This is a genomic window from Microbacterium sp. AB, assembly GCF_032878875.1.
GTDB lineage: Bacteria > Actinomycetota > Actinomycetes > Actinomycetales > Microbacteriaceae > Microbacterium > Microbacterium betulae.
This window is the reverse complement of record NZ_CP118157.1, coordinates 1,860,531-1,873,312: the sequence shown is the minus strand read 5'-3', so window position 1 is coordinate 1,873,312 and position 12,782 is coordinate 1,860,531. Positions and strand designations below refer to the sequence as shown.

The following is a 12,782-nucleotide window of genomic DNA, read 5'->3' as shown; positions in this document are numbered from 1 at the left end:
CATGCTGTCCTCCGCCGTCTCCTCGGGTGTCGTGAACCGCGTCGTCACGAGCATCCCCAGCCCCGAGGTCTCGTACATCGACCTCGGCCCGTTGCGCATCCACTTCTACGCGCTCTGCATCATCCTGGGCATCGTCGTGGCGACGCTCATCACGAACCGCCGGCTCACCAGGCGGGGGGCGGAGCCGTGGGTCGTCGTCGACATCGCGCTGCTGGCGGTCCCGCTCGCGATCGTCGGCGCCCGCGTCTACCACGTCGTGACGCACTGGGGCTTCTACTTCGGCGCCGGCTCGAACCCGTGGAACCCGTTCGAGCCCGGATCCGTGTGGGCGATCTGGGAGGGCGGGATCGCCATCTTCGGCGCGCTCCTCGGCGGAGCCGTGGGCGCGTGGCTCGGCTGCCGCTGGACCGGCATCCGCTTCGGGAGCTTCGCCGACGCCCTGGCGCCGGGAATCCTCCTCGCCCAGGCGATCGGGCGGTTCGGCAACTGGTTCAACCAGGAGCTCTACGGCTGGCCGACGGATCTGCCCTGGGGCCTCGAGATCGACCCGGACAACGCCGCCTTCCCGCCCGGGCTGCCCGACGACACGCTGTTCCACCCGACGTTCCTGTACGAGGTCGTGTGGAACGTGCTCGGCGTCGTCGTCCTCCTCGCCCTCGGACGCAAGCGCGTGTTCCAGTGGGGGCGCCTGTTCGCCGTCTACCTCATCTGGTACGGCGCGGGTCGGGTGGTCTGGGAGACCATCCGCATCGATCCGAGCGAGATCATCCTCGGGCTCCGCACGAACGTGTGGGGCGCGATCGCCGCGATCGCGGTCGGCATCGCCGTCCTCGTCGTGCAGACGCGCCACACCGGCGACGTGCCGTCGCCGTACGTCCCGGGGCGCCGGAGAGCCGACGCCGACGCGCTACAATCGCAGGACACACCCGAAGACTTCGTCGACGTGAGCGATCCTGCTGCGTCGGAAGCCGACACCACGGCCGTCGCCACAAGCACCGCAGCCGCGAGATAGCGCCTCTGCTGTCCTTTCGCAGGGGACACGAGGCGAAGAACGCGAGCGAGAGACGGTCTCCGCAGGGCCGACGTCGTCCCACCTGAGCATTCGACCCCGAGGACGGTAGGCATGGCATCGAGCCCCCGTTACAGCGCATCCGGCGCGTTCCCCCCGAAGCAGGGGATGTACAACCCGGCGTTCGAGAAGGACGCCTGCGGGCTGGCGATGGTCGCCACGCTGCGCGGCGAGGCGGGCCACGACATCGTCGACCTCGCCCTCGAGGCGCTGCGGAACCTCGAGCACCGCGGCGCGATCGGGTCCGACGCCGGGACGGGCGACGGGGCGGGCATCCTCACGCAGATGCCCGACGCGTTCCTCCGTGCCGTGGTCGACTTCGCTCTCCCGGTCGCGGGGGAGTACGCCGTCGGCCTCTCCTTCCTCCCCACGGACGAGTCCGAGCGCGCCGCCCAGAAGGCCGACATCGCGGCGATCGCGGCGACCGAGGGCCTCGCCGTGCTCGGCTGGCGCGAGGTGCCCGTCGACCCGTCCCACCTCGGACGTCTCGCGAGCGCCGCGCAGCCGGCCATCGAGCAGATCTTCCTCGCCAGCGCGCAGGCGGCCAATCAGCCCGCACGCTCGGGGATCGAGCTCGACCGGCTCGCCTACCGGCTGCGCAAGCGCGCGCAGCACGAGCTCGGCGCGTACTTCGTCTCGCTCTCCAGCCGCACGCTCGGCTACAAGGGCATGGTCACGACGCTGCAGCTCGAGCCGTTCTACCTCGACCTGCAGGACGAGCGGTTCACGACCGAGCTCGCGGTCGTCCACTCGCGCTACTCGACGAACACGTTCCCCTCCTGGCCCCTCGCGCAGCCGCTGCGCATGATCGCCCACAACGGCGAGATCAACACCGTCGGCGGCAACCGCAACTGGATGCGCGCGCGGCAGTCGCAGCTCGAGAGCGAGCTGCTCGGAGACGTCCGCCCGCTGCTGCCGATCTGCAGCGACACGGAGAGCGACTCCGCGTCCTTCGACGAGGTGCTCGAGCTGCTCACCCTCACGGGCCGCAGCCTGCCGCACGCCATGCTCATGATGGTGCCGGAGGCGTACGAGAAGAAGGCGTACGTCGACCCCGCCCTGCGGGCGTTCTACGACTTCCACGCCGGTCAGATGGAGCCGTGGGACGGCCCGGCCGCGCTCATCGCGACCGACGGGACCCTCGTGTGCGCGACGCTCGACCGCAACGGCCTGCGGCCGGGACGGTGGACCGTCACGAAGGACGGCCTCGTCGTCATCGGCTCCGAGACGGGCGTCCTCGACTTCGCGCCGGAGCGCATCGAACGGCGGGGGCGCCTGCGACCGGGCACGATGTTCGTCGTCGACACCGAGGCGGGCCGGATCATCTCCGACGACGAGGTGAAGTCCTCTCTCGCGGCGCTGGCCCCCTGGCAGGAGTGGCTCGACCGGGGCGCCGTGAGCCTGGCGGACCTGCCCGAGCGCGAGCACCTCGTGCACCCCATCGCGTCGATCACGCGCCGGCAGCGCACGTTCGGCTACACCGAGGAGGAGGTGCGGATCCTGCTGAGGCCGATGGGGCAGAACGGCGCCGAGCCGCTCGGCGCCATGGGATCGGACACGCCCATCGCCGTCCTCAGCAAGCGGCCTCGCCTGCTCTTCGACTACTTCACCCAGCAGTTCGCGCAGGTGACGAACCCGCCCCTCGACTCGATCCGCGAGGAGGTCGTGACGAGCCTCAAGCAGGGACTCGGCCCCGAGCCGAACCTCCTCGCCTGGGGCCCCGAGCACGCCCGCACCGTCGGGCTCGACTTCCCCGTCATCGACAACGACGAGCTCGCCAAGATCCAGCACATCGACAGCGCCCTTCCCGGGCGCAGCGCGCGGACGATCCATGCGCTGTACCACCTCGACGCGGGCCCCGGGACGATGCGCGCACGCCTCGAGGAGATCTGCGCCGAGGTGGACGACGCGATCGCCGAGGGGGCGGAGTTCATCGTCCTGTCCGACCGCGACTCGAACAAGGACCTCGCGCCCATCCCGTCGCTGCTCACCGTCGCGGCCGTCCACCACCACCTCATCCGCAACGAGACCCGCATGAAGGTCGGCCTCGTGGTCGAGGCCGGCGACGTCCGCGAGGTCCACCACGTCGCGACGCTCCTCGGCTACGGCGCCACCGCCGTGAACCCGTACCTCGCGATGGAGACCGTCGAGTACCTGGTCCGCTCCGGCGCGATCGCGGGCGTCACGCCGGAGAAGGCGGTCAAGAACCTCATCTACGCGCTCGGCAAGGGCGTGCTGAAGATCATGTCGAAGATGGGGATCTCCACGGTCTCGTCCTACACGGGCGCGCAGGTGTTCGAGGCCGTCGGCCTCAGCCAGGAGACCGTCGACGCCTACTTCACCGGCACGGAGTCGAAGCTCGGCGGGATCGGCGTCGAGGACATCGAGGCCGAGAACCGCGTCCGTCACGACTTCGCGTACCCGGAGGACGCCGCCGTGCGCGCGCACGAGCGGCTGTGGACGGGCGGGGAGTACCAGTGGCGTCGCGACGGCTCGCCGCACCTGTTCAACCCGGAGACGATCTTCAAGCTCCAGCACTCCACGCGCACGGGCCGCTACGACGTCTTCCGCGACTACACGCGCCTGGTCGACGAGCAGGCGGAGGAGCTGAAGACGCTCCGCGGCCTCTTCGCGTTCAGGCAGGGCCTCCGCCCGCCCGTGCCGATCGACGAGGTCGAGCCGGTCTCCTCGATCGTGAAGCGGTTCTCGACCGGCGCCATGAGCTACGGATCGATCTCCCGCGAGGCGCACGAGACGCTCGCGATCGCGATGAACCGCCTGGGCGCCAAGTCCAACACGGGCGAGGGCGGCGAGGACGTCGACCGGCTGCTCGACCCCGAGCGCCGCAGCTCCATCAAGCAGGTCGCGTCGGGCCGGTTCGGCGTGACGAGCATGTACCTGACCCATTCGGACGACATCCAGATCAAGCTCGCCCAGGGCGCGAAGCCCGGCGAGGGCGGGCAGCTGCCCCCGGGCAAGGTCTACCCCTGGGTCGCGCGCACGCGCCATGCGACCGCCGGCGTGGGGCTCATCTCCCCGCCTCCGCACCACGACATCTATTCGATCGAGGACCTCAAGCAGCTCATCTTCGACCTGAAGCGCGCCAACCCCGACGCGCGCATCCACACGAAGCTCGTGAGCCAGTCGGGCATCGGCGCGGTGGCGGCGGGCGTCGCGAAGGCGCTGAGCGACGTCATCCTCGTCTCCGGCCACGACGGCGGGACGGGCGCGAGCCCGCTGAACTCGCTCAAGCACGCCGGGACGCCGTGGGAGCTCGGCCTCGCCGAGGCGCAGCAGACGCTCATGCTCAACGGGATGCGGGACCGCGTCGTCGTGCAGGTGGACGGTCAGATGAAGACCGGCCGCGACGTCGTGATCGGCGCCCTGCTCGGTGCCGAGGAGTTCGGCTTCGCCACGGCGCCGCTCGTCGTCAGCGGATGCATCATGATGCGCGTGTGCCACCTCGACACGTGCCCGGTCGGCGTCGCGACGCAGAACCCGCTGCTGCGCAGCCGGTTCACCGGCCAGGCCGAGCACGTCGTGAACTTCATGCGGTTCGTCGCGCAGGAAGTGCGCGAGTACCTCGCGGAGCTCGGCTTCCGCTCGATCGAGGAGGCCGTCGGCCACGCCGAGGTCCTCGACGTCGACCGCGCGATCAGGCACTGGAAGACCGACGGGCTCGACCTGTCGCCCGTGCTCGAGGGGCCCGCCTTCCCGGACGACGAGCCGCGCAGCCATGCGCGGGCGCAGGAGCACGAGATCGAGGAGCACTTCGACATCCAGCTCATCGAGCGCGCGAAGGACGTCATCGCGGGCGGCGGCGAGATCGTCATCGACCTGCCGGTGCGCAACACCGCACGCGCCGTCGGGACGCTGCTCGGCCACCACGTGACGAAGGCCCACGGCGAGCACGGGCTCCCCGCGGGCGCGATCACGGTCAACCTCCGCGGCTCGGCCGGTCAGTCCTTCGGCGCGTTCCTGCCGAACGGCATCACGCTCCGCCTCGAGGGCGACTCGAACGACTACGTCGGCAAGGGGCTCTCGGGCGGGCAGATCGTCGTGCGGCCGTCCGCCGACAGCACGTTCGACGCGTCGGAGAACGTCATCGCGGGCAACGTCATCGGCTACGGCGCGACCCAGGGCACGCTGTTCCTCCGCGGCGTCGTCGGAGAGCGCTTCTTCGTGCGCAACTCGGGCGCGACGGCCGTCGTCGAGGGCGTGGGCGACCACGCGCTCGAGTACATGACGGGCGGCCTCGCGGTCATCCTCGGGAAGACCGGCCGGAACCTCGGCGCCGGCATGTCGGGCGGCACCGCGTACGTCTACCGTCTCGACGAGAAGCTCATGAACCGCGACTCGCTCGCCTCCGGCGAGCTCACGCTCGGCCCGCTCGGATCGGGAGACGTCGAGATCCTGCGCGACCTGCTCCACCAGCACGTCGCCGAGACGGGCTCCGAGCTGGCGCAGCGCCTGCTCGACGACTTCGAGGACGAGGCGGAGAACTTCGTGCGGGTGCTCCCGCGCGACTACGCGGCGGTGCTGGAGACCCGGCAGGCGGCCGCGGACGAGGGGCTCGATCCCGACGGCGACGTCGTCTGGAACCGCATCATGGAGGTGACCGGTGGCTGATCCGAAGGGCTTTCTGAAGACGACCGAGCGGGAGCTCCCCGCCCGGCGGCCGGTGCCCGTGCGCATCCTCGACTGGAAGGAGGTGTACGAGCCGGGCGACTCGGCCGTGCTCCGCCGCCAGGCGGGGCGCTGCATGGACTGCGGCGTGCCGTTCTGCCACCAGGGATGCCCTCTCGGCAACCTCATCCCGGAGTGGAACGACCTCACCTGGCGCGGCGAGGGCCGCGACGCCATCGAGCGGCTGCACGCGACGAACAACTTCCCGGAGTTCACCGGACGCCTGTGCCCGGCCCCGTGCGAGAGCGCATGCGTCCTCGGCATCAACCAGCCCGCCGTGACGATCAAGCAGGTGGAGGTCTCGATCATCGACGACGCCTTCTCCCGCGGATGGGTCGAGCCGGAGCCGCCGGCCCGCCTCACCGGGAAGACCGTCGCGGTCGTCGGATCGGGTCCCGCCGGCCTCGCGGCCGCCCAGCAGCTCACGCGGGCCGGGCACACCGTCGCCGTCTACGAGCGCGACGACCGCATCGGCGGCCTGCTGCGCTACGGCATCCCCGACTTCAAGATGGAGAAGCGCCACTTGGAGGCGCGGCTGCGCCAGATGCAGGACGAGGGCACGCGGTTCCGCGCGGGCGTCACGATCGGCGTCGACATCGCCTGGGACGAGCTGCGCGCCCGCTACGACGCCGTGGTCATCGCGACCGGCTCGACGCAGCCCCGCGAGCTGGCCGTCCCCGGTCGCGATCTCGACGGCGTGCACTACGCCATGGAGTACCTCGTCGAGTCCAACAGGGCCGTCGCGGGCGACCAGGTGACGAACCAGATCACGGCGGAGGGCAAGCACGTCGTCGTCATCGGCGGCGGCGACACGGGCGCCGACTGCATCGGCACCGCGCACCGTCAGGGCGCGCTGAGCGTCACGAACCTCGCCATCGGCAATCGGCCGTCCGACTCCCGCCCCGACCACCAGCCGTGGCCCATGACGCCGCAGGTGTTCGAGGTGTCGTCGGCGCACGAGGAGGGCGGCGAGCGCGAGTTCCTCGCCTCGACCGTCGAGTTCGTCGGCGACGACGCGGGCGAGGTCCGTGCGCTCGTCGTGGCCGAGACGGAGTTCGTCGACGGGCGTCGCGTCCCCAAGCCCGGCACGGAGCGGGAGATCCCGGCGGACCTCGTGCTCATCGCGATGGGGTTCACGGGACCCGAGCGCGAGCCGCTCGAGGAGCAGCTGCACACGCGGTTCACCCCGCGCGGCGCGCTCGAGCGCGACGGGTCGTACCAGACGAGCGCTCCCGGCGTCTTCGTCGCCGGCGACGCCGGACGCGGCCAGTCGCTCATCGTGTGGGCGATCGCGGAGGGCCGCTCGGCGGCCGCCGAGGTCGACGCGTTCCTCATGGGCGCCACGCAGCTCCCCGCGCCCGTCCGGCCGACCGACGTCGCCATCGGCGTCTGAGGGTCGCGTGCGGGTGCGCGTAGTGTGGAACCTGCATCCCGTGAATCCGCGGTGGCCGTTCGTGCGGAACGGCTCACCGGCCCGACGGACGCCGATGCGTCCACAACAGAAGAAGCAAGCAGTGCGGAAGGCAAGCTTTTGAGACGAGCCAAGATCGTCGCCACGCTGGGACCCGCCACCTCGACGAAGGAGACTGTGAAGTCCCTCATCGAGGCGGGGCTCGATGTCGCGCGTTTCAACCTCAGCCACGGTGACTACACCGTGCACGACAACAACTTCGAGAACGTGCGCGCCGCAGCCGAGGAGGCGGGCAAGCCGGTGGCGATCCTCGTCGACCTGCAGGGTCCGAAGATCCGCCTCGGCAAGTTCGAGGACGGCCCCTACGACCTCGCAGCGGGCGACATCTTCAAGATCACCACCGAGGACATCCTCGGCAACAAGGAGATCAGCAGCACGACGTTCAAGGGGCTTCCCCACGACGTCAGGCCGGGCGACATGCTCCTCATCGACGACGGCAAGGTGCGCGTGAAGGTCGTCGACACCGACGACACGGTCGTCACCACCGAGGTGATCGTCGCCGGCGCCGTGTCGAACAACAAGGGCATCAACCTGCCGGGGGTCGCCGTCAACGTCCCCGCCCTCAGCGAGAAGGACGAGGCGGATCTCCGCTACGGGCTCCGCAAGGGCGCCGACATCATCGCCCTGTCCTTCGTGCGGAGCGCGAAGGACGTCCAGCGTGCGCACGTGATCATGGCGGAGGAGGGGCGCCGCGTCCCGATCATCGCCAAGATCGAGAAGCCGCAGGCCGTGGACAACCTCGAGGAGATCGTGCACGCCTTCGACGGCATCATGGTCGCGCGCGGCGACCTCGGCGTGGAGCTCCCCCTCGAGGCCGTCCCGATCGTGCAGAAGCAGGCCGTGGAGCTCGCGCGCCGCCTGGCGAAGCCCGTCATCGTCGCGACCCAGATGCTGGAGTCGATGATCTCGAGCCCCGTTCCCACGCGGGCCGAGACGAGCGACGTCGCCAACGCCGTGCTCGACGGGGCCGACGCCGTCATGCTCTCCGGCGAGACGAGCGTGGGCGCCTACCCCGCCATCACGGTGCAGACCATGGCGCGCATCGTCGAGTCGACGGAGGACCACGGGCTGGAGCGCATCGCGCCGCTCACGGCCAAGCCCCGCACGCAGGGCGGCGCCATCACGCTCGCCGCGATCGAGGTCGCCGACTTCGTCGAGGCGAAGTTCCTCTGCGTGTTCACGCAGTCGGGCGACTCCGCTCGCCGCCTGTCGCGTCTGCGCTCGCGCCGTCCCATGCTCGCGTTCACGCAGGACGAGGCGACCCGTCGCCGGATGGCGCTGACCTGGGGCATCCGCTCGGTGCGCGTCGAGCAGGTCGAGCACACCGACCGCATGTTCCTGCAGGTCGACGAGCACCTGCTGTCGAACGACCTGGCGAAGGTCGGCGACAAGGTGATCGTCATCTCGGGTTCCCCTCCCGGGATCTCGGGCTCGACCAACGACCTGCGCGTGCATCGCGTCGGCGACGCCGTCCACGGCGCCGCTCCCGTGTACAAGCAGGGGCAGTAGCGTCCTGCGGGGGCGGGACGGCGGGCATCCGTCGGTCCCGCTCCCGCGCATGCCGCGACGCCGGGCCGATCCGGTATCGTCGTGGACGCATGCCGGTGTGGCGGAATGGCAGACGCGGAGCACTCAAAATGCTTTGCCCGACAGGGCGTGTGGGTTCGACCCCCACCACCGGCACGACGCGCCGCGCGGATCCGCGCGGCGTTCTGCGTGTCGTCTGGGGGTTCGCCCAGCGACTTGACCTCTAGGATGGAACAGTGAGCGAAGAGCAGACCGAGAAGACCCCCGCGACGGCACCTCGCCGCGTGGTGGTCGCAGAAGACGAGTCCCTCATCCGCCTGGACATCGTGGAGATCCTCCGCGACAACGGCTACGACGTCGTCGGCGAGGCGGGCGACGGGGAGACCGCGGTCCAGCTCGCGACGGAGCTCCGGCCGGACCTCGTCATCATGGACGTCAAGATGCCGCAGCTCGACGGCATCAGCGCCGCCGAGAAGCTCAGCAAGAACCACATCGCGCCCGTCGTCCTCCTCACGGCGTTCAGCCAGAAGGAGCTCGTGGAGCGGGCCAGTGAGGCCGGCGCCCTGGCGTACGTCGTGAAGCCGTTCACCCCGAACGACCTGCTGCCGGCGATCGAGATCGCACTCGCCCGCCACGACCAGATCATCACGCTCGAGGCCGAGGTCGGCGACCTCGTCGAGCGGTTCGAGACGCGCAAGCTCGTCGACCGCGCCAAGGGGCTCCTCAACGAGAAGATGGGCCTGTCGGAGCCGGAGGCGTTCCGCTGGATCCAGAAGGCGTCGATGGACCGCCGGCTCACCATGCAGGACGTCGCGAAGGCGATCATCGAGCAGCTGGCCCCCAAGAAGGGCTGACCGCCGAGACGCGAGAAGGGCCGGGCATCCCGTGGATGCCCGGCCCTTCGGCCGTCAGGACGCCTTCGGCGCGTCCCTGATGACGTTGGTGATGCGCACGGTCGAGCAGCGTCGGCCGTCCTCGTTCGTGATGGCGATCTCGTGCACGGTGAGCGTGCGGCCGAGATGGATGGGCGTGCAGACCCCCGTGACGACGCCGCGCACGGCGGAGGCGGTGTGGGTCGCGTTGACGTCGACGCCGACGGCGAGCCTCCCGGGACCGGCGAAGAGGTTGGCCGCCATCGATCCGAGCGACTCGCCGAGCACGACGTAGGCGCCCCCGTGCAGGAGCCCCACGGGCTGCGTGTTCCCGGCGACGGGCATCGTCGCGACCGACCGCTCGACGGAGAACTCGGTGAACTCGATGCCCATCCGCTCCGCCAGGAGGCCCGCTCCGCGCTCCCTGACCCACTGCAGGCCGTCCTGCTGATCCGCCATCGGTCTCCCTCGTGACTCGGATGTCCGTGCCGCTCGTTACGCTGGACGGGTGACGGACTCCACGAAGCCTACTCTGCTCGTCGTCGACGGCCATTCGCTCGCCTTCCGGGCGTTCTTCGCCCTCCCGGTCGAGAACTTCTCCACCTCGGACGGCCAGCACACGAACGCGATCCACGGGTTCCTGTCGATGTTCGTCAACCTGCTGCGGGACGAGGATCCGACCCACGTCGCGGTCGCGTTCGACGTGTCGCGGGAGTCGTTCCGCACGCGCGAGTACGCCGAGTACAAGGGCACCCGTGCCGAGACGCCGCCCGAGTTCAAGGGGCAGATCCCGCTGCTGCAGGAGTGCCTGCGCGCCATGAACGTGACGGTGCTGGAGAAGCCCGACTTCGAGGCCGACGACATCCTCGCGACCCTCGCGACCCGCGGTGCGGAGGCGGGATGGCACGTGCTCGTCTGCTCGGGCGACCGCGACACCATCCAGCTCGTGAACGACGACATCACGCTGCTGTACCCGTCGGTGCAGGGCGTGTCGAAGCTCAAGCGCTACGACCCCGCCGCCGTCGTGGAGAAGTACGGGCTGCCACCGGAGATGTACCCCGACATCGCCGCCCTCGTCGGCGAGACGAGCGACAACCTGCCCGGCGTGCCGAAGGTCGGCGAGAAGACCGCCGTGAAGTGGCTCACGCAGTTCGGCTCGCTCGACGCCCTGCTCGACGGCGCCGACACCCTCAAGGGCGTGGTGGGCGGCAATCTGCGCGACCACGTCGAGGACGTGCGCCGCAACCGCCGGCTCAACCGGCTCCTGCGCGACGTGGAGCTGCCGGTCGCGCTCGACGACCTCAGGCGCGAGGGCGCCGACGCCCAGGCGCTGCGGGACGTCTTCGCGCGCCTCGAGTTCCGCGCGCTGCTCGGGCGGGTGCTGCAGGTGACGGGGGTCCCCGGAGACGAGGCCGCGGCGGCGCCGGCGACCCGGGCGCCGGCCGCCTCGGAGCGGACGGCGCCCGAGCTGGCGTCGTGGGTCGCCTCCGCGGAGGGCGAGATCGGCGTCACCCTCGTGACCGATGCCGGGCTCCCGGTGCGGATCGGGCTCGCGACCGCCGAGGAGGTCGTGGAGGCCGGCTGGGACGACGACGTGCGCGACGCGCTGGCCGACTGGTTCGCGTCGGAGGCGCCCAAGGCGTTCGCCGACGCGAAGCCGCAGGTCAAGGCGCTGCGCCGCGCGGGCGTCGCGGTCGCGGGGCTCGCGTTCGACGTCATCCTCGCGGGATGGCTGCTGCGCCCGAGCTTCCCCGACAAGACGCTCGCCCACCTCGTCGACACCTACCTGCAGGAGAAGCTCCCCGAGGCGGATCCCTCCCAGCTGGTCCCCGAGGACGAGGGGGCGACGCCCGGTCAGCGCTCGTGGTTCACGGTGCGGGTGGCGGCGGCGCTGCGCGACGCGCTTCCCGAGGGCGTGCGGCCCGTCCTCTCCGACATCGAGCTGCCGACGCTCCTCGCGCTGGCCGAGATGGAGCTCGCGGGAGTGTCCGTGTCGCACGAGAGGCTCTCGGCGTTCTCGGACGAGCTGGGGGAGCGCGCGCAGGGGCTCGCCCAGGAGGCGTACGCGACGATCGGGCACGAGGTGAACCTCGGCTCGCCGAAGCAGCTCCAGGAGGTGCTCTTCGTCGAGCTCGACCTCCCGAAGACGAGGAAGACGAAGACCGGCTACACGACCGACGCCGGCGCCCTCTCGGAGCTTCAGGAGAAGGCCGACCATCCGTTCCTCGGCCTCCTGCTCGCGCATCGCGAGGCCACGAAGCTCAAGCAGATCATCGACGGGCTCGACGCGGCCATCGACGCGGACGGACGGGTGCACACGACCTATGTCCAGACGGGCTCGCAGACCGGGCGGCTGTCGAGCACCGACCCGAACCTGCAGAACATCCCCGTCCGCACCGAGGAGTCGCGCCGCATCCGCGCCGCGTTCGAGGTGGGGGCGGGCTACGAGACCCTGATGACGGCCGACTACTCGCAGATCGAGATGCGGATCATGGCGCACCTGTCGGGCGACCCCGCGCTCATCGAGGCCTTCCGGGCGGGGGAGGACCTGCACCGCTTCGTCGGCGCCCGCGTGTTCGGCGTGGAGCCGCAGGACGTGTCGAACGAGATGCGCACGAAGGTGAAGGCGATGTCGTACGGCCTCGTGTACGGGCTGTCGGCCTTCGGGCTCTCGAAGCAGCTGCGCATCGAGCAGTCCGAGGCGAAGGCGCTCATGCTGGAGTACTTCGCGCGGTTCGGCGCCGTGCGCGACTACCTGCGGTCGTCGGTGGAGAAGGCCCGCGTCGACGGGTACACCGAGACGATCTTCGGCCGCCGGCGACCGTTTCCCGACCTCACAAGCCCGAACCGCGTGCTGCGCGAGAACGCGGAGCGCGCGGCGCTCAACGCGCCGATCCAGGGATCGGCGGCCGACATCATGAAGATCGCGCTGTTCCGAGTGCACGAGGACCTCGCCGGTCTGCGCTCACGGCTGCTGCTGCAGATCCACGACGAGATCGTCGTGGAGGTGGCCGAGGGGGAGTGGGACGCGGTGGAGACGATCGTCCGCGGGCGCATGGCCGACGCGGCCGAGCTCACGGTGCCGCTCGACGTGCAGGTCGGCCGCGGCGACGACTGGAACCAGGCCGCGCACTGAGCGCGGCAGACGGAGGAGAAG

At 70.6% G+C, this 12,782-nt stretch carries 7 protein-coding genes and 1 tRNA gene; 7 read left to right on the top strand and 1 reads right to left on the bottom strand.

Going from position 1 to position 12,782, the window contains the following annotated elements; translation table 11 throughout:
• The first annotated feature begins 1 nt into the window (after position 1).
• The 6 genes from lgt to N8K70_RS08800 all read left to right on the top strand — a co-directional run bounded on the left by lgt (position 2) and on the right by N8K70_RS08800 (position 9,607).
• Positions 2 to 1,012, top strand: coding sequence for a prolipoprotein diacylglyceryl transferase (lgt, locus tag N8K70_RS08825; protein WP_317137977.1), 1,011 nt, complete (start codon positions 2 to 4; stop codon positions 1,010 to 1,012).
• 111 nt (positions 1,013 to 1,123) lie between these two features.
• Positions 1,124 to 5,698, top strand: coding sequence for a glutamate synthase large subunit (gene gltB / locus N8K70_RS08820; protein WP_317137976.1), 4,575 nt, complete (start codon positions 1,124 to 1,126; stop codon positions 5,696 to 5,698).
• Positions 5,691 to 7,148, top strand: coding sequence for a glutamate synthase subunit beta (locus tag N8K70_RS08815; protein WP_317137975.1), 1,458 nt, complete (start codon positions 5,691 to 5,693; stop codon positions 7,146 to 7,148). Before gltB ends, N8K70_RS08815 begins: the two co-directional genes overlap by 8 nt.
• A 138-nt stretch (positions 7,149 to 7,286) precedes the next feature.
• Entirely contained in the window at positions 7,287 to 8,735 is a 1,449-nt protein-coding gene (gene pyk, locus N8K70_RS08810; RefSeq protein WP_317137974.1) for a pyruvate kinase, read from the top strand.
• Positions 8,736 to 8,826: 91 nt separating this feature from the next.
• A tRNA-Leu gene (locus N8K70_RS08805) sits at positions 8,827 to 8,909 on the top strand.
• An 80-nt stretch (positions 8,910 to 8,989) separates the two neighbouring features.
• Positions 8,990 to 9,607 carry an ANTAR domain-containing response regulator gene (locus tag N8K70_RS08800; RefSeq protein ID WP_317137973.1) on the top strand — a complete coding sequence of 206 codons (618 nt, stop codon included), beginning with the start codon at positions 8,990 to 8,992 and terminating at the stop codon, positions 9,605 to 9,607.
• Positions 9,608 to 9,661: 54 nt separating this feature from the next.
• On the opposite strand, the gene N8K70_RS08795 is transcribed toward N8K70_RS08800, so the two are convergent.
• The gene (locus N8K70_RS08795; RefSeq protein WP_317137972.1) at positions 9,662 to 10,084 is read right to left on the bottom strand and encodes a hotdog fold thioesterase; all 423 of its coding nucleotides are present in this window, start codon (positions 10,082 to 10,084) and stop codon (positions 9,662 to 9,664) included.
• Between the two features lie 49 nt (positions 10,085 to 10,133).
• On the opposite strand from N8K70_RS08795, the gene polA reads away from it, so the two are divergent.
• The gene (gene polA / locus N8K70_RS08790; protein WP_317137971.1) at positions 10,134 to 12,761 is read left to right on the top strand and encodes a DNA polymerase I; all 2,628 of its coding nucleotides are present in this window, start codon (positions 10,134 to 10,136) and stop codon (positions 12,759 to 12,761) included.
• Positions 12,762 to 12,782: the final 21 nt, after the last annotated feature.

Bases quoted from the DNA above. Each gene is read 5' to 3' on its own strand.
- lgt (WP_317137977.1), top strand. From the start codon at position 2: ATGCTGTCCTCCGCCGTCTCCTCGGGTGTCGTGAACCGCGTCGTCACG.
- gltB (WP_317137976.1), top strand. From the start codon at position 1,124: ATGGCATCGAGCCCCCGTTACAGCGCATCCGGCGCGTTCCCCCCGAAG.
- N8K70_RS08795 (WP_317137972.1), bottom strand. From the start codon at position 10,084: ATGGCGGATCAGCAGGACGGCCTGCAGTGGGTCAGGGAGCGCGGAGCG.